Here is a 22696-nt window from a genome sequence, read left to right as displayed (position 1 = left end):
GACCTCACAGGGCGGACGTGGCAACTCTGGCACATCTTCGCAGGGCCCGAACGCGGGGGTCCGCTAGGAGGCATTCGCCCGCCTCAGCAGTGAGATGACCCGTTTTCGCACACCTTCTACGAACATCGGGCACGTACCGGAGGTGGACGGGAAGAGGCGGGGAGGGGCGGGAAGGGGCGGGAAGTCCTACTCGTTCGGCGGCGGCCCGTCGATCGGCCGGCCCAGGATGCCGGGCCGCCGCTGCCAGGGCAGCGGGCCGCCGGGCGGCCGGTAGGCGACGCCCAGGGCGTCAAGTCGCCGGTAATGGGCCGCCATCCGCCGCTCGAAGGCGGTGAAGTCCCGCTCGGCCGGGGCGGGCAGGGCGCTCCAGGCGACCTCGGCGAAGGCGGCGAGTCGCGGGAACAGCTGGTAGTCCACCCGTTCCTGGTTCTCCGTCACCTCCGTCCACAGGTTCGCCTGGGTGCCGATCACGTGTCCGGCCTCCTTGGGGGTCAGTTCCGCCGGAACCGGCTCGAACCGGTAGACGTCCTCCAGGGTGCGCACGTAGGCGATCGGTACGGGTTCGTCCTCGCCGCCGTCCTCCCGGAAGTTCAGGTACACCTGCTGCTCGGGGCACATCACCACGTCGTGTCCCGCGCGCGCGGCGGCGATCCCGCCCGCGTACCCGCGCCAGGAGGACACGGCGGCACCCTTGGCCAGTCCGCCCTCCAGGATCTCGTCCCAGCCGATGAGCCGGCGTCCGCGTCCGGCGAGCCAGGTGTCGAAGTGCTGGATGAACCAGGACTGGAGTTCGTCCTCGTCGGCGAGTCCGAGTTCCGCGATCCGCGCCTGCGCGGTGGCCGAGGCCCGCCACTGGTCCTTGGGGCATTCGTCGCCGCCGACGTGGATGAACTCCGAGGGGAAGAGCTCCAGGAGTTCCTCGAACACGCCCTCGTAGAAGCGCAGTGTGTTCTCGGTCGGGGCGAGGACGTTCGGGTTGACGCCCCAGGTGTCCCAGACGGAGAGCGCGGTGGTGTCGATCACATCCGTGTTGCCGAGTTCCGGATACGCGGCGATGGCGGCCTGCGAGTGCCCGGGTACGTCGATCTCGGGTACGACGGTGATGTGGCGCTCGGCGGCGTAGGCGACGATCTCCCGGATGTCGTCCTGGGTGTAGTGGCCGCCGTGGGGTTTGTCCTCCCACAAGGGCGACGCGCGGTGACCGAATTTGGTGCGCGAGCGCCAGGAGCCGATCTCGGTGAGCCCGGGGTGCCGTTTGATCTCGACCCGCCAGCCCTGGTCGTCCGTCAGGTGGAAGTGCAGCACGTTGAGTTTGTGGGCCGCCATCAGGTCCAGGTGGCGCAGGACGCCTTCCTTGGGGATGAAGTGCCGGGCGACGTCCAGCATCAGGCCGCGCCAGCCGAAGCGGGGGGCGTCCTCGATCCGGACCGCCGGCAGCCGCCACCGTCGGCCGGGCAGCGGGGCGCGCCGGAAGGCGTCCGGGCCGAGCAGTTGGCGCAGCGTCTGGGCGCCCCAGAAGAGGCCGGCCGGGTCACCGCCGGCGAGGTGCACGCCCCCCGGTGCGATGTCGAGACGGTAGCCCTCGTCGGGCAGTGCGGCGTCGAGGGCCAGCCGTACGGTGCCGCCGCCGCCCGCTCCGGGCGCCAGCGGCAGGCCGGTGGCCGCGCCCAGCGTGGCACGCAGCCAGCGCTCGGTGCGTTCGGCGCCGTCATCGGCCACCAGCCGGGTGTCCGGACGGAGATCGAAGAACGCGCCCTCCTGGGGCGACACTTGCTGTGGCTGGGGAAGAACGTCGGTCACGTCAGTCCTTAACCGCTCCGCCGAGGCCGGAGACGAGTCGTCGTTGCACGAGTACGAAGAAGACCAGCACCGGAATCGTCATCACCGTGGAGGCCGCCATCACTCCGCCCCAGTCGGGATCGTCCGGCTTGTAGAAGACCAGCAGCGCCATCGGCAGCGTCGACTGGGAGGTGTCGCTGATGATGAACGACTTGGCGAACAGGAAGTCGTTCCAGGTCGAGATGAAGGAGAAGACACTGGTGGCCACCAGCCCCGGGAAGACCAGCGGGAAAAGGATCTGCCACAGGAATCTCGCCCGGCTCGCCCCGTCGATGTAGGCGGCCTCCTCCAGAGCCTCCGGCACGGCTTTCACGAAACCCCGCAGCATCCAGATCGCGAAGGGCAGCGAGAAGGCGATGTGGGGCAGGATCAGCGAACCCAGCGTGTTCAGCTGCCCGAAGTCCCGCATGAGGAAGAACAGCGGGATGGTGAGCGCCTCCACGGGCACCATCTGGGCCACCAGGAACATGATCAGCAGGGTGGTCCGGAAACGGAACCGGAAACGCGTCACCGCGGTCGCCGCGAGGAACGCGATCAGCGCCGAGGCGACCACGACGGTGCCGGCCACGAGCAGACTGTTGAGAAAGTAGCGGCCGAATTCCTGCTGCCCGAAGACCCGCCGGAAGGAATCCAGCGTGGGCGTCAGCGTCCACGGCCGCGGTTCGCTCGACTCGATCTCCCCGGCCGGTTTGAAGGCGCTCAGCACCATCCAGTACAGCGGGAAGGCCACCACGACGGCGATCACCAGCGCCGACGCCTCGGCCGCCAGCCGCCACGGACGGCGCACCCGCACGCGCGGTAGACGCAGCGGAAGATTCACAGTTCCTCCCCCTGGCGGCGCAGCAGCCGCAGGTAGACCAGCGTCACGGCGAGCAGGATCAGCAGCATCACGACGCCGATCGCCGAGCCGAGGCTGTACTGCGAGGACGCGAACGCCTTCTGGTAGGCGTAGACGTTCAGGACGAGGTTCTGCCCGGCGATGCCGCCGCCGTTCGTCATGACGTAGATCTGGGTGAAGACCTTGAAGTCCCAGATCACCGACTGGATGGTGACGACGACCAGGATGGGCCGCAGCATCGGCGCCAGCACGGACCGCCAGATCCGCCACTGCGAGGCGCCGTCGAGCGCGGCGGCCTCCAGCACCTCGCCCGGCACCGCGCGGATACCGGCGTAGACGGTCACCATGACGAACGGGAACGAGCACCACACCACTTCGAGCAGGACGAGCGCGAAGGCGCTGTAGCGCCCGTACGTCCAGGAGTGGTCGCCGAGCCCGAGCAGCCGGTTGACCGGCCCGAAGTCCGGGTCGAACAGCAGCAGCCACACCGTCGACCCGGTGACCGCCGGGGTCGCCCAGGCGCCCAGCGCGGCGAGCATCAGCACCAGCCGCGGCACGGCCCGCACCCGCGTGAGCAGCACGGCGAGCGCACACCCGACGGCCAGCGTCGACACCACACAGGCCGCCGCGAACACGACGGTGGCCACCAGCACCCGCCAGAACTGCGCGTCCCCGAACAGCTCGGCGTAGTTCCCGAACCCCCGGAAGGTGGTGGGCTCCCCACCGGACACCTGGGCTTGCGTGTACTCCAGAAAGGAGATCAGCCCAAGCTGATAGACGGGGTAGACGAGCAACCCACCAAGGACGACAAGAGCAGGCGCGAGGTAGATCCAGGGGGTACTGGCAGCGCCCCTCCAGGGGCGCGGGGAACTGCGCGACCAGCCACGACGGCGCCGCACCCGCAAACCCACCGCACCCCCCGGCCCGGAGGGCGCCCCCGTCATCCGGCGGAGCCAAACGCGTCGTCCATCTTCGCAGCCGCATCCCCCGCGGCAGCGCCCACGTCCTTCTTGCCGCTCACCACCTCCTGGAACATCGTCGGCAGCACCTGCGACGAGTCGATCGTCGCCCACGCCGCCGAGGCCGGCACGAACTTCGTGCCCGCGGCGAGCGTGTCGACGAACGGCTTCACGAACGGCTCCTCGGCCGCCACCCGCTGCCGTACGTCCGTGAAGGTGGGCAGGAAGCCCATCGCGTCGAACAGCTCGCCCTGCGCCTGCTTCGACGCGAGCCGCTTCATCAGGTCCACGGCGAGGGTGCGGTGCGAGGTGCTCTTGAGTACGCCGATGTTGTTGCCGCCCGCGAAGGCCGGGGCGATCGAGCCGGACTTCACGCCCGGCAGCGGCACGACCGCGTACTTGCCCTTCACCTCGCCCGCCTCCACGGCCTGGCGGCTGAAGTCGCCGGCGATCGCCATGGCCGCCTTGCCGGAGGCGAACGCCGTGACGGTGTCGTTGCCGCCCATGCCGGCGCACTTGGCGGCGGGGCAGTTGTCGTCGCCGAACAGGGACGTGTACGCCTCTATGCCCTCACGGGCGGCGGCGCTGTCGACGGCGGAGGCGTACGAGCCGCCCTTGCCGGTGGCGAGTTCGCCGCCGTGGGCCCAGATGAAGGGCATCGCGCCGTAGGTGTAGGCGCCGCCGACGGCGATGCCGTACAGGTCGGGCTTCTCGGCCCGGATCTTCTTCGCGGTGGTCGCCAGCTCGTCCATCGACTTGGGTGCCTTGAGGCCGAGTTCGTCGAAGACGTCGGTGCGGTAGTACAGGGCGCGGACGCCGACGAAGTAGGGGGCTCCGTAGACCTTGCCGTCGACGGTGACCGACTGGCGGGCGGTGGGGTCGGTGTCGGCGGCCTCGTCCCAGGCCTCGAACTCCTCGGTGACGTCGAGGAGTCCGCCGTCCTTCACGTAGCCGGCGGTGTCGGTGTTGCCGTACTCGATGACGTCGGGGGCGCTGTCGGGGTCGTTGAAGGCGGCCTTGATGCGCTGGGCGCGGGTCTCGACCGGGATGTACTCGACGGTGACCTTCGTGTCCTCGTGGGCCTGCTCGAAGCCGGCGAGGACCGCGTCGACGACCTTCTCCTTCGGCTTGTTGTTGACCTCCTGGAAGAGCCAGACCCTCAGCGTGCCGCTCTTCTCGTCCTTGCCGGAGGAGGAGTTGTCGGAGGTCTGGGGGGCGCAGGCGGTCGCGGTGACGACGGCGGCGGCCAGCAGTACGGCCAGGCGTGGGGCGAGCTTCATGGAGTGATCCTCCGGACGTGCGTTGCAACATATGCAATGACGGTTTCGCTCTGCACAACACCCAGGAGGTTATGGAGTACATGAACATGTCCACAAGAGGTCTCAACCACTTCGTGACAACGCGAAGGCCCCCGGAGTGCGCGCGGGCACACTCCGGGGGCCTTCGGGAAGTTCAGAGGGTCTGTACGGGCAGGGGCGGCTACTTCTTGCCGCCGTCCTTGCCCTCGTCCCCGCCGCCGCTCATGGACTCGTAGATCTCCTTGCACATGGGGCAGACCGGGTACTTCTTCGGGTCGCGGCCCGGCACCCAGACCTTGCCGCACAGCGCCACGACGGGGGTGCCGTCGAGGGCGCTCGCCATGATCTTGTCCTTCTGGACGTAATGGGCGAAGCGCTCGTGGTCACCGTCACCGTGGGAGGTCTGCGGCGTCGGCTCTACGAGGGTCCCCGTACCAGTCCCGCGCTCGGGCTCGAGAGTGCTCATAACCGCCAAGGGTACTGAAGCTCACACGCTTCAGTTGAGCGACGGGTCGTCCGGGTACGTCGCCACCATGGCCAGGTCGCCCCGCTGGCGGCGCAGCACCTCGCGCCAGAGCTTCTCGGGGATGGGGCAGGACACGTCGCCGGGCTCGGACTCGACCACGTACCAGGCGCCCTCCCCCAGCTCGTCCTCCAGCTGGCCGGGGCCCCAGCCCGCGTACCCGGCGAAGATCCGCAGGGCGCCCACGGCCGGCGCCAGCAGCTCCGGCGGCGCCTCCAGGTCGACCAGACCGATCGCGCCGTGCACCTGGCGCCAGCCCAGCGGCGCCCGCTCGCCGGACGCCCCGCCGGGGACCACGGCGACGCCGAGCGCCGAGTCGAGGGAGACCGGGCCGCCCTGGAAGACGACGCCGGGCTCGCCGGCCAGGTCCGCCCAGCCCTCCAGGATGTCGCCGACGTCGACCGGCGTGGGACGGTTGAGGACGACACCGAGGGAGCCCTCCTCGTCGTGGTCGAGGAGGAGCACCACCGCACGCTCGAAGTTCGGGTCCGCCAGGGCGGGCGTTGCCACGAGCAGCCGCCCCGTGAGCGAGGACACCTCGGTCATGCCTGACATGATCCCGCATGTTCCCCCGTCGTGGGGAGGCAATCGGGGGCACGAGGGTGAACACGCACCCCGCGCACGCTCCGCGGTCGTGACCCCCCGTGCGCGCCGGTGAACGCCACGTGTTGTGACAAATCTATGACATCGTCCGACCCTGCGCGGACTTACTGGGCTGGGGTACAAGGCGATTACCCTTTCCCTTCTGGCCCCTGCCCGAACCCCACGGAACGCGAGATTCATGACCGTCAACGGCGCTGATGACGTACTGCTTGTCCACGGCGGAACCCCGCTGGAGGGCGAGATCCGGGTCCGCGGTGCGAAGAACCTCGTGCCGAAGGCCATGGTGGCCGCCCTGCTGGGCAGTGCGCCGAGCCGGCTGCGCAACGTGCCGGACATCCGCGACGTGCGGGTCGTACGCGGGCTGCTCCAGCTGCACGGGGTGACCGTCCGCCCGGGTGAGGAGCCCGGCGAGCTGGTGATGGACCCCTCGCACGTGGAGAGCGCGAACGTCGCCGACATCGATGCCCACGCGGGTTCGTCGCGCATCCCGATCCTGTTCTGCGGCCCGCTGCTGCACCGCCTCGGGCACGCCTTCATCCCGGGCCTGGGCGGCTGCGACATCGGCGGCCGGCCCATCGACTTCCACTTCGAGGTGCTGCGGCAGTTCGGCGCGAAGATCGAGAAGCGTGCGGACGGCCAGTACCTGGAGGCCCCGCAGCGGCTGCGCGGCACCAAGATCCGGCTGCCGTACCCGTCCGTCGGCGCGACCGAGCAGGTACTGCTGACGGCGGTGCTCGCCGAGGGCGTCACCGAGCTGTCCAACGCGGCCGTGGAGCCGGAGATCGAGGACCTGATCTGCGTCCTGCAGAAAATGGGCGCGATCATCGCGATGGACACCGACCGCACCATCCGCGTCACCGGTGTGGACGAGCTCGGCGGCTACAACCACCGCGCCCTCTCGGACCGCCTGGAGGCCGCCTCCTGGGCCTCGGCGGCGCTGGCGACCGAGGGCAACGTCTACGTCCGCGGCGCCCAGCAGCGGTCGATGATGACGTTCCTGAACACCTTCCGGAAGGTGGGCGGCGCCTTCGAGATCGAGGACGAGGGCATCCGCTTCTGGCACCCGGGCGGGCAGCTCAAGTCCATCGCCCTGGAGACGGACGTGCACCCCGGCTTCCAAACCGACTGGCAGCAGCCCCTGGTGGTCGCCCTGACGCAGGCGACGGGTCTGTCCATCGTCCACGAGACGGTCTACGAGTCCCGCCTCGGCTTCACCTCCGCGCTCAACCAGATGGGCGCCCACATCCAGCTCTACCGCGAGTGCCTGGGCGGCTCCGACTGCCGCTTCGGCCAGCGCAACTTCCTGCACTCGGCCGTCGTCTCCGGCCCGACCAAGCTGGAGGGCGCCGACCTGGTCATCCCCGACCTGCGCGGCGGCTTCTCGTACCTGATCGCCGCCCTCGCGGCCCAGGGCACCTCCCGGGTCCACGGCATCGACCTGATCAACCGCGGCTACGAGAACTTCATGGAGAAGCTCGTCGAGCTCGGCGCGAAGGTGGAACTGCCGGGCAAGGCACTCGGCTAGACGGCAGCACAACGCCGATGGGGCGGTCACCCGAGTTCGGGTGACCGCCCCATCGGCGTTGCGTGAAACGCCCCTGAAAGGGGCGCGGGGAACTGCGCGACCAGCCACGACGAACCCGCGGCCGCGCACGGCCGCAGCCCGAACGAACGGCCCGCGCAGTCCCCGGCACTCCAAGCGGAGCGCTTACTTGCCCTTGGCGGCTTCCTTGAGCTTCGAGCCCGCCGAGACCTTGACGCTGTAGCCGGCCGGAATCTGGATCGGCTCGCCGGTCTGCGGGTTGCGGGCGGTGCGAGCGGCACGGTGGGTGCGCTCGAAGGTCAGGAAGCCGGGGATGGTGACCTTCTCGTCGCCCTTGGAGACGATGTCGCCGACGACGTCGGCGAACGCGGCCAGCACGGCGTCGGCGTCCTTGCGGGTCACCTCGGCGCGGTCGGCCAGCGCGGCCACCAGCTCACTGCGGTTCATGTTGTTACTCCCGTGTTCTTCTTGCCGTTGAGGCGTGCCACGCGGCGGAGCCGCATGATGGGCACAGCGATGCCGATGCTGCCAGGGGCCTCGGACACTCCCCGGACCCGGGTCGGTCGTCAGACCCTCGCGCCCAGGGAGGCATCCTGCCTCCACCTGCGGCGGTAAAGCCAATCCGGCACCCCCAGGAGTCGTGAGAACACCCTTGGGAGTCACACGATGGAGAGGGCCTGAGCCTTGCGCCACACTAGAGGGCGATCCGAGGCCCGCCATCCCGCGACGCGCCGAGGGGGCGGCCCGCCGAGGTGATCCTCACCACCGCGACCCGGACCGCCCGGCTCCCCCGGAGGAGCCCTACGCCACCACTCCGGCCGCCTTGGCCGCCTCGCGGACGGCGCCCGCGACGGCACCGGCGACCTTGTCGTTGAAGACGCTCGGAATGATGTAGTTCGGGTTCAGCTCGTCCTCGGTCACCACGTCCGCCAGGGCGTGCGCGGCGGCCAGCATCATCTCGGTGTTGACCGTGCGGGACTGGGCGTCCAGCAGGCCGCGGAAGACACCCGGGAAGACCAGCACGTTGTTGATCTGGTTCGGGAAGTCGGAGCGGCCGGTGGCCACGACCGCCGCGCTCTGGCGGGCGACGGCCGGATCGACCTCCGGGTCCGGGTTCGCGAGCGCGAACACGATCGCGCCGTCCGCCATGGCGGCCACGTCGTCCCCGTCCAGGACGTTGGGGGCGGAGACGCCGATGAAGACGTCCGCGCCGTGCACGGCCTCCTTGAGGGTGCCGGTGAGACCCTCGGGGTTGGTGTTGTCGGCGATCCAGCGCAGCGCCGACTCCGGGGCTGCGTCGACCAGGTCGGCGCGGCCCGCGTGCACGACACCGTGGATGTCGGCGACCACGGCGTTCTTGACGCCCGCGGCCAGCAGCAGCTTGAGGATGGCCGTACCGGCGGCGCCGGCACCGGACATGACGACCCGCACGTTCTCGATCGGCTTGTCCACCACGCGCAGCGCGTTGGTCAGGGCGGCGAGGACGACGATGGCGGTGCCGTGCTGGTCGTCGTGGAAGACGGGGATGTCGAGGGCCTCGCGCAGGCGGGCCTCGATCTCGAAGCAGCGCGGCGCGGAGATGTCCTCCAGGTTGATGCCGGCGAAGCCCGGGGCGATGGCCTTGACGATCTCGACGATCGCGTCGGTGTCCTGGGTGTCCAGGCAGATCGGCCAGGCGTCGATGCCGGCGAACCGCTTGAACAGCGCCGCCTTGCCCTCCATCACCGGCAGCGCGGCCTTCGGGCCGATGTTGCCGAGGCCGAGGACCGCGGAACCGTCCGTCACGACCGCAACGGAGTTGCGCTTGATGGTGAGGCGGCGGGCGTCCTCGGGGTTCTCGGCGATCGCCATGCAGACGCGGGCCACGCCCGGCGTGTAGACCATGGAGAGGTCGTCACGGTTGCGGATGGGGTGCTTGGACGCCATCTCGATCTTGCCGCCGAGGTGCATGAGGAAGGTACGGTCGGAGACCTTGCCCAGGCTCACGCCCTCGATGCCGCGCAGGCGCTCCACGATCTCGTCGGCGTGCGAGGTGGAGCCGGCGGCGATGGTGACGTCGATCCGGAGCTTGTCGTGGCCGGACGCCGTGACGTCGAGGCCGGTGACGGAGCCTCCGGAGGACTCGACCGCCGTGGTGAGCTGCGAGACCGCTGTTCCGCCGGCGGGCACCTCCAGCCTGACCGTCATCGAGTAGGAGACGCTGGGCGCCGTTGCCATGGCCGACTTCCTCTGCTTTCACCGTGTAACTGGGTTGTGCCGTCCGATCGTCGCACCTACCACCGAGTACGTGGTAGCCGCCCCGGATTGCGAACTTTATGTTCGCACCACTTTCGGAAAACGACTTCCACCATACGAGAAGTTGACCGTCGGGGGAAGAGGTCGCCGGAACCCGGGAAAGAACCCCAGGGACGGGAATTGCCTTGCGGGGATCGTTTGTTACCTTGGACGTGGCACCGGCTCGATCCAAGCCCCCGGGCCCAACCATCGTCGCTACGAGCGACCACTTGCCGCGAGGCGAGCATGGCGGGTCGGTGCCACTTAAACGAAGACGAGAGGCCCGCGCCGTCCCACGGTGCGGGCCTCTCGTCCGTTCCGTCCGTTCCTCGGGAGAGCGCCTCAGTCCCGCAGCAGGTCCGGCACACCCGCGGTGTCCGGCTCGTCGCGCTCGCTGGAGACGACTGTCAGCTGCTGGGTGGCCCGGGTGAGCGCGACGTACAGCACGCGGAGCCCGGCGGGCGACTCGTCGGCGATCTCGGCCGGGGAGACGACGACCGTGGCGTCGTACTCCAGGCCCTTGGCCTCCAGGCTGCCCAGCGCCACCACGCGGTCGCCGAGCCCGGCAAGCCAGCGCCGGGCCTCCTCGCGGCGGTTCATGGCGACCACGACGCCGACGGTGCCGTCGACGAGGTCCAGCAGCCGGGCCGCCTCGGCCCGGACCGTCTCCTCCAGCACGTCCCGTACGACCGCGAAGCGCGGTTCCACGCCCGTCGAGCGGACGGCCGCCGGGGAGACCGAGCCCGGCATGGCGAGGGCCAGCACCTTCGCGGCCAGCTCGGCGATCTCGGCCGGGTTGCGGTAGTTCACCGTCAGCTCGAAGCGGCGCCGCGGGCGGGTGCCCAGGGCCTCGTCGCGGGCCGCCGCGGCCTCGTCTGGGTCGGACCAGGAGGACTGGGCCGGGTCGCCGACGACCGTCCAGGTGGCGTGCCGGCCCCGGCGGCCGACCATGCGCCACTGCATGGGCGTGAGGTCCTGGGCCTCGTCCACGATGACGTGCGCGTACTCGGTGCGCTCCTGCGCGAGGCGCTCGGCGCGCTCCCGCTGGGTCTCCTCGCGCTGCGGCATCAGCTCCTCCAGGCCGGTGAGCTGGTCCAGCGGGTCCAGCTCGCGCCGCTTGCGGGGGCGGGCCGGGGCGCCGAGGACCGCCTGGAGCTCGTCGAGCAGGGCGATGTCGTGCACGGAGCGCCCCTCGCGCCGCAGCGAGCGGGCCACCTTGCGGACCTCGCCCGGATTGAGCACGCGCCGGGCCCAGCGGCCCAGGCGCCGCTCGTCCGCCATCGCCGTCAGCACGGCGGCCGGGGTCAGCTCGGGCCACCAGGCGTCGAGGAAGGCGAGGAAGGAGTCCTCGGAGCTGACGTCCTCGTCGAAGGAGGACCGCAGCTCGGCGGCGAGCTCCGGGTCGGTGTGCCGGGTGCCGGCGCCGGACTTGGCCCACAGGGCGTCCAGGAGCAGTCGGCGGGCGCGGGGGCGCAGCAGGTTGACGGGCGCGGTGCCGCCCAGCACGGTGCGGCGGATGCCGGCCAGCTCCTCGGCCTCCAGTTCGAGGCGGCGGCCGAAGGCGACGACCCTCAGCAGCGTCGGCGACCCCTCCGGCTCCAGGGCGCCGCGCGCGGCCCGGCGCAGCACCTTCAGCATGCGCGAGGAGCCCTTGGCGCGGGCGGTGGCCGGCGAGTCGTACAGGGTGGCCTCGGCGCCGTCGACCAGGGAGCCGATGGCGCGGATGGCGACCTGGCCCTCCTCGCCGAGGGAGGGCAGCACGCCCTCCGTGTACGCCACCAGCAGCGGGGTCGGCGAGACGATGAGGATGCCGCCCGCGTAGCGGCGCCGGTCCTGGTAGAGCAGGTAGGCGGCGCGGTGCAGGGCGACGGCGGTCTTGCCGGTGCCGGGGCCGCCCTCGACGTAGGTGACGGAGGCGGCGGGGGCGCGGATGACCAGGTCCTGCTCGGCCTGGATGGAGGCGACGATGTCCCGCATGGAGTGGGTGCGGGCCTGGCCGAGGGCTGCCATCAGGGCGCCGTCGCCGACGACGGCCAGCTCCTCGCCGTCCAGGCTCGCCCGGACCTCGGGCCGCATGAGGTCGTCCTCGACGCCGAGGACGCGCCGCCCCTTGGAGCGGATCACCCGGCGCCGCACGACCCGGCCCGGGTCGACCGGCGTGGACCGGTAGAAGGGGGCGGCGGCGGGGGCCCGCCAGTCGATGACCAGCGGGGCGTAGTCCTCGTCGAGGACGCCGATGCGGCCGATGTGCAGGGTCTCGGCGATGTCGGCGGTGTTGTCGGGCCGCAGAGCGCCCTCGGCGGGCTCGACGGCGGTGTAGGCGCCGTCGGGGCCCTTCTTGCCGTCCTTGCCGAGGAGCAGGTCGATGCGGCCGAAGAGGAAGTCCTCGAACTCGTTGTTCAGGCGGCTGAGGTGGACGCCGGCCCGGAAGACCTGCGCGTCGCGCTCGGCCAGCGCGCCGGGCGTGCCGACCTGGCCGCGCTGCGCGGCGTCGTTCATGAGGAACTCGGCCTCGTGGATCTTCTCCTCGAGGCGGCGGTACACCCGGTCCAGGTGTGCCTGTTCCACGCTGATCTCTCGGTCCCGTACGGAGTCCTCCCGTACGGACTCCTCCCGTGCGGAGTCGTGCACCGAGTCGACCGCTGAGTCCTGTTGCGCCTGTGCGGCCACCGGGCCCCCTTCTGACGTGCTGGGCAGCCGTCAAAGGTACGCGAAGGGGACGCCGGAAGCCACGGCGCGGCCCGGGGCCGTCCGGCGGATCACGCCACGGGCCCGGTCCGGGCGCCGCGCCCACCGGCTCGGCGCGTGGGCGGCCGGGCGGCGGGTCACCGTGCGCGCACCGCCGGACGCGGACCCGGCGCCGCTCGTCCCGGCGCTCCCGCGGGCTCCGCGGCGGCCGTCACCGGTCCGGCCCGCGGCCGGCCCGGCGTGTGACGCCGCCCGAGCCGCCGGCCAGGCCTACGCGTCCACCTCCACCAGCCGCTCGCCGTCGAAGGTCATGACCTCGAAGTGGTCGATCTGGTTGGGTGCGAAGGCGGCGCCGCCGTGCACGTAGAGCGGCTTCTTCGCCTTCTCGGTGGTGGCGTCCGGGATGCCGTAGCCCCAGTCCGGGACCGTCCAGGAGCTGAGCGTCTCGCGCTCGCCGTTCTTGCCGACGGCGATCAGGGAGCACTTCTGGGGCCCCTTGACGTTCTTCAGCTCCAGGACCGCCTCGGTGCCCCAGGCCTTCTTCTCCAGGGCGACGGTCGCGCTGACCCGGGTGGCGGGGTCGGTGGCGGAGACCCGGTCGGGCATCTCGGCGAAGGCCGACTCGGCGGGGCTGCCGGCCTGCCGCGTCGCCTCGGTCTTCTTCCCGCCGCCGTCGTCACCGCCGCCGCCCGTGGTCGCCACGGCCGCGAACGGGCCGCCGATGATCAGCGCGGCGGCGGTGCCCACCAGGTAGAAGTTGCGGCGCCGCTTGCCCGCCCGGCGCTCGGCGACCTCGTCGACGAGCTTCTCCGCGAGCCGCGGGCTCGGCTTCGCCGTCAGCGACTCGGCGATCGCGGGCGTACCGGTGCCCGGGAGGTCGGCGAGGGCGGCCATCATGGGCTCCATGCCCGCCAGCTCGTCGAGCTGCTGGGCGCACCACTCGCAGCCGGCGAGGTGGGCCTCGAAGGCGGTCGCCTCCGCGTCGTCGAGGATGCCGAGGGCGTAGGCGCCGACGGTCTCGTGCTCGTTCGGCGCCGGTGATCCCTCCATGGGGACAGGATTACCCGTGTCACCCGGGCCGAATCCCCCGCCGAAACCCTGAACTCCCCCGTACCCGCTCATCACGCCGTCACCCCCCGCTCCTCGAGTGCCAGCTTCATCGAACGCAGGGCGTAGAACACCCGGGAGCGAACGGTGCCGCTGGGTATGCCCAGTGTCTGCGCCGCCTCGTTGACGGTACGCCCCTTGAAGTACGTCTCGACGAGGACCTCCCGGTGAGCCGGGGTCAGGTCGTCGAGCGCGTCCGACAGCGTCATCAGCCACAGCGCCTTGTCGATCTCGTCCTCCGCGGGGATGACCTCCAGCGGCGACGGATCGACCTCCTGCGGCCGGGCCTGCCGGCTGCGGTGGCCGTCGATGACGATGCGCCGGGCGACCGTCACCAGCCAGGGGCGTACCGATCCGGTCGCACGGTTGAGCTGACCGGCGTTCTTCCAGGCACGGATGAGCGTCTCCTGGACGACGTCCTCGGCGCGCTGCCGGTCCCCCGCGACCAGCCGCAGCACATAGGCCAGCAAGGGGCCCGCGTGCTCCCGGTACAAGGCGCGCATCAGCTCCTCGTCGGGTTCCGAGGACGACTGGGACATGCGATGTCGGGCCCTCGCACCACGTTCACCGGCCACGACGGAATCCTTGCGCACGCCCACCTCCGATGTCCGGGGGTTCCCCCAGTCGGTCGCTCGCCCATCCGGTACGGACGCGGGGTGCGGGGTGTTCAAAGCGAGCCGACAGTTTTCTCGGGAGGGGCGTACTGAACGGGACGCAGCCGGACTTACCGGGCGAGCGCGGCGCGCCTGCGGTGCCGGGCGACGCGTTCGCGGTTGCCGCAGACCTCGCTGGAGCACCAACGCCGGCGGCGACCGCGGGAGGTGTCCACGTACACGATGGGGCAGTTGTCGCCCTCGCACTGCCTGAGGCTCGCCCGTGCGACGGGGTCGGTGAGCAGCTCAACGGCGTCCCGGGCGAGGGCGCCGAGCAGCGCCGCGCACTGGGGCGGCCCGGTCAACACCCGTACCAGCACCCCGTCCTCACCGTGCACCGCGCGCGGGGCGGGGGGCGCGGCGGCGGCGAGGGCGTTGACGCGGGCCAGCGCGTGATCGTACGGGAGTACGCCGGGGCCCGGCCGGGCGCGGACCAACCGGGCGGTCTGGCAGCGCAGTTCGCGGAACCCGACGAGCCAGGACGCGTCGGCGTGGGTCAGCGGCGTGCCGGGCGGGACGAGTCCGGACCCGGTGATCCAGGCGCCGAGCGCCGCGACGGAGACGAGGCGTTCGGCGGGGTGGGTGGTGGAGACGAGGTCCAGGCAGATCCGCCCGGTGTCGAACCGCAGCTCGTACGGGCCGGTGGCCGTACCCAGTGCCATGTTCCTGTCACCGCCTTGGTTGCCCGGTGGGGCGGGCCGGAGAGGGGAGCAGGGAAACCGCTCCCTCTACAGTGCCTGCCCGTTCCCGCGCCCGGAACCCCTCCTGCCGCTCCTGGCGGGCCGCCCGCCCGTCGGGACCGGCTCAGGCACCTCACCCGTCCGTGTACTTGGCGTCGGCCGCCGGGTCCAGGGCGAGGCGGTAGCCGCGTTTCACCACCGTCTGGATCAGCTTGGAGCTGCCGAGGGACGTGCGCAGCCGGGCCATCGCCGTCTCGACGGCGTGTTCGTCGCGGCCGGTGCCCGGCAGGGCGCGCAGGAGTTCCGCGCGGGGGACCACCCAGCCGGGCTTCCGGGACAGGGCCCGCAGCAGGGACATCCCGGCGGGCGGCACGGCCCTCAACTCGTCGTCGACCAGCACCGCGTGGCCCCGGATCTCCAGCCGGTGCCCGGCGACCGGCAGCACGCGGGCGCGGGCCGGCAGTTCCTGGCAGAGGAGTTGGACGAGGGGGCCGAGGCGGAAGCGTTCGGGCTGGACCGTGTCGACGCCGTGCGCCTGGAGCGGCACCGCGGTGACCGGGCCGACGCAGGCCGCCAGCACGTCGTGGCCGAGCGCGGCGAGCAGCCCGGGCAGCAGCCCCCGCTCCTCGGCGCGGGTCAGGAGCGACGCGGCGGCGGGCGCGCTGGTGAAGGTCACGGCGTCCACGCCCCGCGTCAGGGCGGCGTCCAGCAGCCGGTCCACGGGGCCGAGGTCCTCCGGCGGCAGCCACCGGTAGACGGGCACGCCCACCACCTCGGCGCCGCCCGCCCGCAGCGCCTCCACGAACCCGGGCAGCGGCTCGCCGTGCAGCTGTACGGCGATCCGGCGGCCGTCGACGCCCTGCTCCAGCAGCCGGTCCAGCACCTCGGCCATGGACTCGGAGGCCGGTGACCACTCCTCCGTCAGACCCGCGGCCCGGACCGCGCCCTTGACCTTGGGACCGCGCGCGAGCAGTTCCACGGCGCGCAGCCGCTCCAGCAGCGCGTCCCCGAGCCCCCACCCGTCGGCGGCCTCCACCCAGCCCCGGAAACCGATGGCGGTGGTGGCCACGACGACGTCCGGGGCCCGGTCGACGATCTGCTCCGTCGCGGCCAGCAGCTCGCTGTCGTCGGCCAGCGGCACGATCCTGATCGCCGGGGCGTGCAGGACGGCGGCACCGCGCCGCTGGAGCAGCGCGCCCAGTTCGTCGGCCCGGCGGGCGGCGGTCACGCCCACGGTGAATCCCGCCAGGGGGCCGTGGTCAGGCCGCTGCTGTTCGTCGTCCATGGCTCGCCGCGCTCCGATCGTTCACCACCACGCTCACACCCACGAGCGTGCGTACTCACGTGCCGACCGAGCCTGTCAACGTCGCGTGACGGGCTCGGTTCGGCTTCATGTCACCAGTGTTACGTCACACCCGGGCGTAACCGAGCCGGTCCCGCGCCTCCCGCGGGCCATCGGGACCGTCCGGCGTCCGTGTGGCGGGGCGGCGGAGGTATACCGCCCACGTGACGGCGAAGCAGACGGCGTAGTAGGCGAGGAAGGCGACGAAGGCGCCGGTGCCCGAGCCGACGGAGAGGAAGGACTGCCGGAAGGCGAGGTTGATGGCGACTCCGCCGAGCGCGCCGACCGCGCCGATCAGCCCCATGGAGGCGCCGGACAGTCGCCGCCCGTACGCCACGGCTCCCTCACCCGTCAGCCCCTTGGCGAGCGCCTGGTTCTGGAAGATCCCCGGGATCATCTTGAACGTCGCCCCGTTGCCGAGCCCGCTGAGCACGAACAGCACCACGAACACGGGGACGAACAGCGCGAGCGACCGCGCCAGGCCGGCCGCGACGAGTACGGCGGTGGCGGCGGCCATGGCGACGAAGTTCCACAGCGTGATCCGCGCGCCGCCGTACCGGTCGGCGAGCCTGCCTCCCAGCGGGCGGATCAGGGAGCCGAGCAGCGGGCCGATGAAGGTGAGGTAGGCGGCCTGCAGCGGGGTCCGACCGAACTGGGTCGTCAGCACCTGCCCGAAGGCGAAGCTGTAGCCGATGAACGACCCGAACGTGCCGATGTACAGCAGCGCCATGATCCAGGTGTGCGCCTCCCTGGCGGCGTCCTTGGCGGCCCCGGTGTCGTTCTTCACCGAGGCGAGGTTGTCCATGCGGCAGGCGGCGAGGACGGCGGCCACCAGGATCAGCGGGATGTAGACCCCGAGCAGTACCCGCGGCCCGCCGCCCGCCCCGATGATCGCGAGGGCGGCCAGCTGGATGACCGGCACGCCGATGTTGCCGCCGCCGGCGTTGAGGCCGAGCGCCCAGCCCTTCTTCCTGAGCGGGAAGAAGGCGTTGATGTTGGTCATGGAGGAGGCGAAGTTGCCCCCGCCGATACCGGCCAGCATCCCGACCAGGAGGAAGGTCGAGAAGGACGTCCCCGGCTCCATGACCACGAAGGCGGCGACGGTCGGCACGAGCAGCAGCCCGGCGGAGACGACCGTCCAGTTCCGCCCGCCGAAGACCGCGACCGCGAAGGTGTACGGCACCCGCACCACCGCCCCCACCAGCGTCACCACGGACGTCAGCAGGAACTTGTCGGCCGGCGTCAGTCCGTACTCCGGGCCCATGAAGAGCACCAGCACCGACCACAGCGTCCAGACCGAGAACCCGATGTGCTCACAGAGGACGGAGAAGAACAGGTTCCGCCGGGCGACCCGCTCCCCCGTTCCCTTCCAGAAGGTCTCGTCCTCCGGATCCCAGTGCTGGATCCAGCGGCCGCCAGGGACTGTCATGACGCCTCCACGGTGCTCCACGGCTCGATCGCACCGAAGGTAGGGAGGACGCGTTTCGGGCCTGTGGGGCTGCGGGTGACCGGAAGGGAACGTCGGTCTCTCTCGGCACGAGTGCGGGGTGAGAGGCGATCGGCGGGGGCTCCTGCGGGTGGCAGCACACGGAGCACCCGTGACTGCCGGGGGTGTCAGTCACGCACGCACATCACGGCGGCGTCGACGTCCGGAATCCACGCTCCGGCAGGCCTGCGGAGCCACCCGTTCTCGGCCGCGGCCCGGGACGCCGCCCGGCGCAGCGCGTCCAACGCGGGATGCACCAGCCCCTTTCGCCAGACCAGCGAGACCGGCGACAGCGGCACCGGACCGACGAGCGGGCGCACCACGGTCGCGGCCATGGCCGGAAAGCTCACTACGGCGAGGACCGGATGGCCCGCCTTGTCCATGATCCGCTGGAACTCCTCCTCCCCGACGGCCAGCGGAACGGGTGCGGCCACGTCGATGCCCCGCCCCTCGAACAGGCGGTGGGCGAGATCGGTCCACTCCGGCGTCCGCGGGTTCCCGGCCCCGGCGTACACGGTCTCGCCGGCGAGTGCGGCCAGCGGCACCTCCGGCAGCGGGGCCAGCGGATGGTTCTCCGGCAGGACGACCGCCATGGGCTCGCAGCGGACGGGCTGGTGGGCGAGTCCGGTCCGCAGCGCCGGGTCGAGGCCCGCGAACCGGCCGAAGGAGGCGTCGAGGCGGCCGGCGAGCAGTTCGCCGGCGGCGTACGTCAGTCCGCTCTCGTAACGTGCCATCAGCTCCTGACCGGGCGCCAGTTCACGGGCGCGCTCCAGGACCAGGCGGCCGGTGACCAGACCCGGGGAGTTGAGGTCCACCAGCAGCGGGCGGGCCTGCCCGAAGGCGGCCAGGAGGTCGTCCTGCGCCTGGAGGACGCGGCGGGCGTACGGCAGCAGCCGCTCGCCGTCGGCCGTCAGGGTCACCTGCCGGGTGGTGCGGACGAACAGCTCCGCGCCCAACTCCCGTTCCAGGCGCCGTACGTCCCTGCTGAGCGCCTGCTGGGCGACGTACAGGCGCGCGGCGGCACGGGTGAAGTGGAGGTCCTCCGCGACGGTGACGAACGCGCGCAGGAGGCGGGGGTCGAGGTGCGCGGGTGCGGGCATCCGGCGAATTTACAACGGGAGTGCGTCAATGGGCACGGAGAAGGTGTTGGACCCCGTGATCGCCACGGGGCGACGGTGAGTCCATGCCACGATCGACTTCCGCACGCCCGTCCCCGCAGTCCCCCCTCCTCATCGTCACCGGTGACGCCCTGGTCGCCGCCGACTTCCGCCCCCGCACCCGGGACCGGCCGCCCGGCCCGTACCGGCGGCTCCTGTCCACACCCGGCGCCCGGGCGTTCACGGTCGGGAACCTCATGGCCCGGATGCCCATGGGCATGTTCAGCGTGAGCGCGGTCGTGATGATCGCCGGTACGCGTGGTTCGTACGCCCTCGCCGGCGCCGTCACCGCGACGGGGCTGGCGGCGACGGCGCTCGTCGCCCCGTGGGTCGCGCGGCTCGTGGACCGGCACGGCCAGGCGAGGGTGGCGGCGCCCGCCACGCTGCTCGCGGCCCTGGGCTCGCTCGCCCTGGTGCTGTGCGTCCGCCACGGCGCCCCCGCGTGGACCCTGTTCGCCGCGTACGCCGCCACCGCGACGACACCCAACACCGGCGGCATGGCCCGCGCCCGCTGGGCCCACCTGCTGCAGGGCGACTCCGACGCCCTGCACACGGCGAACTCCTTCGAGCAGGCCGCCGACGAGCTGTGCTTCATGCTCGGGCCGGTGCTGGCGGCGTTCCTGTGCACGGCGCTGTTTCCGGAGGCGGGCACGCTGGTGGGCGTGGTGCTGCTGGTGAGCGGCATGCTGCTGTTCGCCGCCCAGCGCTCGACCGAGCCGCCGGCCCGGCCGCGCCCGACGGCGAAGGCGCCCTTCCGTGTGCCGGGCATCCCGCCGCTGCTGGCCGTCTGCCTGGCGATGGGCGGGGTGTTCGGGGCGATGGAGGTGGTCACGATCGCGTTCGCGGACGCACAGGGACACCGCGCGGCGGCCGGCGTGGTCCTGGCCCTCCAGGCGGCCGGTTCCTGCGCGGCGGGCCTGCTGTACGGCGCGCTGAAGCCGGCCGGGCCCGCCGAGCACCGCCTGCCGTGGTGCGTGGCCGCGATGACGGCCCTGCTGACGCTGCCGCTGCTCGCGGCGTCCCTCACCGGCTCCCTGCCGCTGCTGGCGCTCACGCTGCTGGTCGCCGGGATGGCGACGGCCCCGACCATGGTCACCACCATGACGTTGGTCCAGCACCGCACCCCGCAGGGCCGGCTGAACGAGGGCATGACCCTCGCGGTGACCGGCCTGCTCGGCGGCATCGCCTGCGGCAGCGCGACGGGCGGCTGGCTGGTCGAGCACGCCTCCCCCACCGCCGCGTACGGCATCCCGGTCACGGCGGCGGCGGTGGCCCTGCTCCTCACCCTGCTGCCGACGCCCCGGCGGACGGCGGAAAAGTAGAAACCCCTGGGTCACCGGCTCGTCGCCGGTGACCCAGGGGTTTCCTGGAGGGGGTGCGGGTGGCGGAGCCCCCGCCTCGCGCGGCCTCGCCGCTCAAAAGACGACGAGGGCGACACGGCTCGCGCTTTCGCGCGGGCACATGTCGCCCTCGACCTCGTGGAGATGGCGGGAATCGAACCCGCGTCCAACGGTGCGGAATCAGGGCTTCTCCGTGTGCAGTCCGCTTCGATTTTCTCAGCCCCGGAGATCACGCGGACAAGTCTCCGACGGGCTCAGTCACTGTTTGGTTTCCCTCTTCACCCCGTGACCGGGATCAAGGTTTAGTCCCCTAGCTGATGCCAGGATCCGGGTCGGGAACAGCCCCGGGCTGACACTCCCTTTAGTAGGAGGCTCGCTCTGCTACCTGAGATCAGGCAGCGAGGGCGAAGGCCTGCTGGGAGGAATCGCGCTTGGTGTTGGCGATTATTTTTTCGGCCTGTGGTTTACGAGATCATGGCCGCTTCCTCGACACGCTTCCCCTGCTTCGACAGCCGCTGTCGAAACCGATCATCCCCATGTTGATTTTTCAATCCCTCCAAGGAGGGGGCGCGCACCCGCTGTGGGGTGCAGTGCCATCGTACGTGACCAACGCGTACGGGTGCCAGCCTATTCCCGGCGCTCAGGCCCGCTGCTTGCGCCGGATCGCCGAGATCGTCCGCTCCGCCTCGCGCCGGTCCTGCTTCTCCCGCAGGGTCTGCCGCTTGTCGTACTCCTTCTTGCCGCGTGCCAGGGCGATCTCGACCTTGGCCCGGCCGTCCTTGAAGTACAGCGCGAGCGGCACGATCGTGTGGCCGGTCTCCTGGGACTTGGCCTCCAGCTTGTCGATCTCCACACGGTGCAGCAGCAGCTTCCGCTTGCGGCGGGCGCTGTGGTTGGTCCAGGTGCCCTGGCTGTACTCGGGCACGTGCACGTTGTGCAGCCACGCTTCGTGTCCGTCCAGTTGCACGAAGCCGTCGGCCAGTGACGCCCGCCCCTGACGCAGTGACTTCACCTCGGTCCCGGACAGCACCAGGCCTGCCTCGTAGGTGTCGAGGATCTGGTAGTCGTGCCGCGCCTTCTTGTTCTGCGCGATCAGCTTGCGCCCTTTTTCCTTAGCCATAGTGCGGTCCATTTTGGCACTACGGAGGGGGGCCGGGGAAAGCCGATTACGCGGTCGGCCCCAGGCCGCTCAGCACCGTCCGCGCCCGCTCCAGGGCGGCCGGGTCCGCCGGGTCGACCTCCAGGTCGGGCGTGATGCCCGTGCCGTCGACGCCGCGGCCCAGGGGGGTGCGGTAGTGCCCGACGGTCAGCTCGGCCACCGAGCCGCCGGGCAGCCGGCTCGGCATCTGCACCGAGCCCTTGCCGAAGGTGCGCGAGCCCAGGACGACCGCCCGTCCGCGGTCCTGGAGGGCTCCGGTGAGGAGTTCGGCCGCGCTCATCGTGCCGCCGTCGACGAGCGCGACCAGGGGTCTGGTGGTGTCGCCGCCGGGCTCGGCGTGCAGCGCCCGCTGGTCGCCGTCGACGTCGTACGTGGCGACCAGGCCGCCGTCGAGGAAGGCGGAGGCGGCGGTGACGGCCTCGCTGACCAGCCCGCCGGAGTTGCCGCGCAGGTCGAGGACGACACCGGATCCGGACGGCAGCCGCTCCACCTCGGAGCACACCTGCTCGCCGACGCCCTTGGTGAAGGAGGTGACCCTCAGGACGGTGAGGCCGTCGGCGAGCCTGCGCACCGTCACGGGGTCGGTCGACAGCCGGGCCCGCCGCACCGTCTCGGTCCACGCGCGCGTGCCGCGCTCCAGGCCGAGGCGCACGGCGGTGCCGGCGGGGTCGTCCTCGGCGTCGCCGCGCAGTATGGAGACGACCTCGGTGACGGGACGCCCGTCGACCCGCTCGCCGTCCACGCTGCGCAGCCGGTCGCCCTCGCGGATGCCGGCCTCGGCGGCCGGCGAGCCGTCGCGCACCTTGGTGACCTCGATGCGGCCGTCGCGCTCGCGGCGCGCGGAGAGCCCGACGCCGGTGTACCGGCCGTCGAGGGCGTCCTCCAACTCCTCGTACTCGCCGCTGGAGTAGACGGCGCCCCAGCGGTCGCCGCTGCGGCTGACGGCGCGTTCGGCGGCCTCCACGGGGGACTTGCCGTCGGCCATCGCCTCGGCCGCCGCGCGGGCGACCTCCTCGTGCCGTTCGGCGGGGGCGGCCGGGCGGGTCGCGTCGGAGGTGGTCCTCCGGTCGGACCCGGGGAGCGAGCCGGTCGCGGCGCCCGCGACGAGTACGCCCGTGAACACCAAGGCCAGGGCGGCCCCGCGGCGTGGGCGGCGGGGCTGACAGAACAGGTCACGACCTGACATGCCGGTGAGTCTAGGACAACG

At 71.7% G+C, this 22696-nt stretch carries 19 protein-coding genes and 1 other RNA gene; 2 read left to right on the top strand and 18 right to left on the bottom strand.

Features of this window, described 5'->3' with window-relative positions:
- Positions 1 to 186: 186 nt before the first annotated feature.
- The 6 genes from KUM03_RS05100 to KUM03_RS05075 all read right to left on the bottom strand — a co-directional run bounded on the left by KUM03_RS05100 (position 187) and on the right by KUM03_RS05075 (position 6003).
- Complete coding sequence (locus KUM03_RS05100) at positions 187 to 1800, bottom strand: beta-N-acetylhexosaminidase (protein ID WP_217245788.1); 1614 nt, start codon at positions 1798 to 1800, stop codon at positions 187 to 189.
- A gap of 1 nt (position 1801) precedes the next feature.
- Entirely contained in the window at positions 1802 to 2659 is an 858-nt protein-coding gene (locus KUM03_RS05095; protein ID WP_217245787.1) for a carbohydrate ABC transporter permease, read from the bottom strand.
- Positions 2656 to 3621: a carbohydrate ABC transporter permease gene (locus tag KUM03_RS05090; RefSeq protein WP_217245786.1), complete on the bottom strand. Its 966-nt coding sequence runs from the start codon at positions 3619 to 3621 to the stop codon at positions 2656 to 2658. Before KUM03_RS05090 ends, KUM03_RS05095 begins: the two co-directional genes overlap by 4 nt.
- Complete coding sequence (locus tag KUM03_RS05085) at positions 3618 to 4916, bottom strand: extracellular solute-binding protein (protein WP_217245785.1); 1299 nt, start codon at positions 4914 to 4916, stop codon at positions 3618 to 3620. The genes KUM03_RS05090 and KUM03_RS05085 overlap by 4 nt, the downstream gene beginning before the upstream one ends.
- A gap of 199 nt (positions 4917 to 5115) precedes the next feature.
- Positions 5116 to 5400 (bottom strand): DUF3039 domain-containing protein, encoded by a 285-nt coding sequence (locus tag KUM03_RS05080; RefSeq protein WP_073723657.1) that lies wholly within the window; start codon positions 5398 to 5400, stop codon positions 5116 to 5118.
- 30 nt (positions 5401 to 5430) lie between these two features.
- Entirely contained in the window at positions 5431 to 6003 is a 573-nt protein-coding gene (locus KUM03_RS05075) for a YqgE/AlgH family protein (RefSeq protein WP_073723659.1), read from the bottom strand.
- A gap of 235 nt (positions 6004 to 6238) precedes the next feature.
- On the opposite strand from KUM03_RS05075, the gene murA reads away from it, so the two are divergent.
- Positions 6239 to 7585, top strand: coding sequence for a UDP-N-acetylglucosamine 1-carboxyvinyltransferase (gene murA, locus KUM03_RS05070; RefSeq protein ID WP_217245784.1), 1347 nt, complete (start codon positions 6239 to 6241; stop codon positions 7583 to 7585).
- Positions 7586 to 7768: 183 nt separating this feature from the next.
- Here the strand turns inward: murA and KUM03_RS05065 are convergent, their stop codons facing one another.
- The 9 genes from KUM03_RS05065 to KUM03_RS05025 all read right to left on the bottom strand — a co-directional run bounded on the left by KUM03_RS05065 (position 7769) and on the right by KUM03_RS05025 (position 18933).
- Positions 7769 to 8050 (bottom strand): HU family DNA-binding protein, encoded by a 282-nt coding sequence (locus KUM03_RS05065; RefSeq protein WP_003990598.1) that lies wholly within the window; start codon positions 8048 to 8050, stop codon positions 7769 to 7771.
- 354 nt (positions 8051 to 8404) lie between these two features.
- Positions 8405 to 9820: an NAD-dependent malic enzyme gene (locus KUM03_RS05060; RefSeq protein WP_217245783.1), complete on the bottom strand. Its 1416-nt coding sequence runs from the start codon at positions 9818 to 9820 to the stop codon at positions 8405 to 8407.
- A gap of 399 nt (positions 9821 to 10219) precedes the next feature.
- Complete coding sequence (locus tag KUM03_RS05055; RefSeq protein ID WP_217245782.1) at positions 10220 to 12547, bottom strand: UvrD-helicase domain-containing protein; 2328 nt, start codon at positions 12545 to 12547, stop codon at positions 10220 to 10222.
- A gap of 288 nt (positions 12548 to 12835) precedes the next feature.
- Positions 12836 to 13615: a zf-HC2 domain-containing protein gene (locus tag KUM03_RS05050; protein ID WP_217245781.1), complete on the bottom strand. Its 780-nt coding sequence runs from the start codon at positions 13613 to 13615 to the stop codon at positions 12836 to 12838.
- 71 nt (positions 13616 to 13686) lie between these two features.
- Positions 13687 to 14211 carry a sigma-70 family RNA polymerase sigma factor gene (locus KUM03_RS05045; protein WP_007450155.1) on the bottom strand — a complete coding sequence of 175 codons (525 nt, stop codon included), beginning with the start codon at positions 14209 to 14211 and terminating at the stop codon, positions 13687 to 13689.
- Positions 14212 to 14396: 185 nt separating this feature from the next.
- Entirely contained in the window at positions 14397 to 14987 is a 591-nt protein-coding gene (locus KUM03_RS05040) for an ABATE domain-containing protein (RefSeq protein WP_217245780.1), read from the bottom strand.
- Positions 14988 to 15138: 151 nt separating this feature from the next.
- The gene (locus tag KUM03_RS05035) at positions 15139 to 16290 is read right to left on the bottom strand and encodes a uroporphyrinogen-III synthase (protein ID WP_217245779.1); all 1152 of its coding nucleotides are present in this window, start codon (positions 16288 to 16290) and stop codon (positions 15139 to 15141) included.
- Positions 16291 to 16414: 124 nt separating this feature from the next.
- The gene (locus KUM03_RS05030; protein WP_217245778.1) at positions 16415 to 17776 is read right to left on the bottom strand and encodes a NarK/NasA family nitrate transporter; all 1362 of its coding nucleotides are present in this window, start codon (positions 17774 to 17776) and stop codon (positions 16415 to 16417) included.
- Between the two features lie 185 nt (positions 17777 to 17961).
- Complete coding sequence (locus KUM03_RS05025) at positions 17962 to 18933, bottom strand: LysR family transcriptional regulator (RefSeq protein ID WP_217245777.1); 972 nt, start codon at positions 18931 to 18933, stop codon at positions 17962 to 17964.
- A gap of 83 nt (positions 18934 to 19016) precedes the next feature.
- On the opposite strand from KUM03_RS05025, the gene KUM03_RS05020 reads away from it, so the two are divergent.
- Positions 19017 to 20312 carry an MFS transporter gene (locus tag KUM03_RS05020; RefSeq protein WP_217245776.1) on the top strand — a complete coding sequence of 432 codons (1296 nt, stop codon included), beginning with the start codon at positions 19017 to 19019 and terminating at the stop codon, positions 20310 to 20312.
- A gap of 154 nt (positions 20313 to 20466) precedes the next feature.
- Here the strand turns inward: KUM03_RS05020 and ssrA are convergent.
- From ssrA to KUM03_RS05005, 3 genes are all read right to left on the bottom strand, one after another.
- Positions 20467 to 20866, bottom strand: a transfer-messenger RNA (tmRNA) gene (gene ssrA, locus KUM03_RS05015).
- Positions 20867 to 20970: 104 nt separating this feature from the next.
- Positions 20971 to 21450 (bottom strand): SsrA-binding protein SmpB, encoded by a 480-nt coding sequence (smpB, locus tag KUM03_RS05010; RefSeq protein ID WP_073723717.1) that lies wholly within the window; start codon positions 21448 to 21450, stop codon positions 20971 to 20973.
- 46 nt (positions 21451 to 21496) lie between these two features.
- The gene (locus KUM03_RS05005) at positions 21497 to 22675 is read right to left on the bottom strand and encodes a S41 family peptidase (RefSeq protein WP_217245775.1); all 1179 of its coding nucleotides are present in this window, start codon (positions 22673 to 22675) and stop codon (positions 21497 to 21499) included.
- Positions 22676 to 22696: the final 21 nt, after the last annotated feature.

This window comes from Streptomyces sp. AC602_WCS936 (assembly GCF_019049125.1).
Taxonomy (GTDB): Bacteria; Actinomycetota; Actinomycetes; order Streptomycetales; family Streptomycetaceae; genus Streptomyces.
The sequence above is the reverse complement of the archived record's forward strand: the minus strand, read 5'-3'. Positions and strand labels throughout refer to the sequence as shown.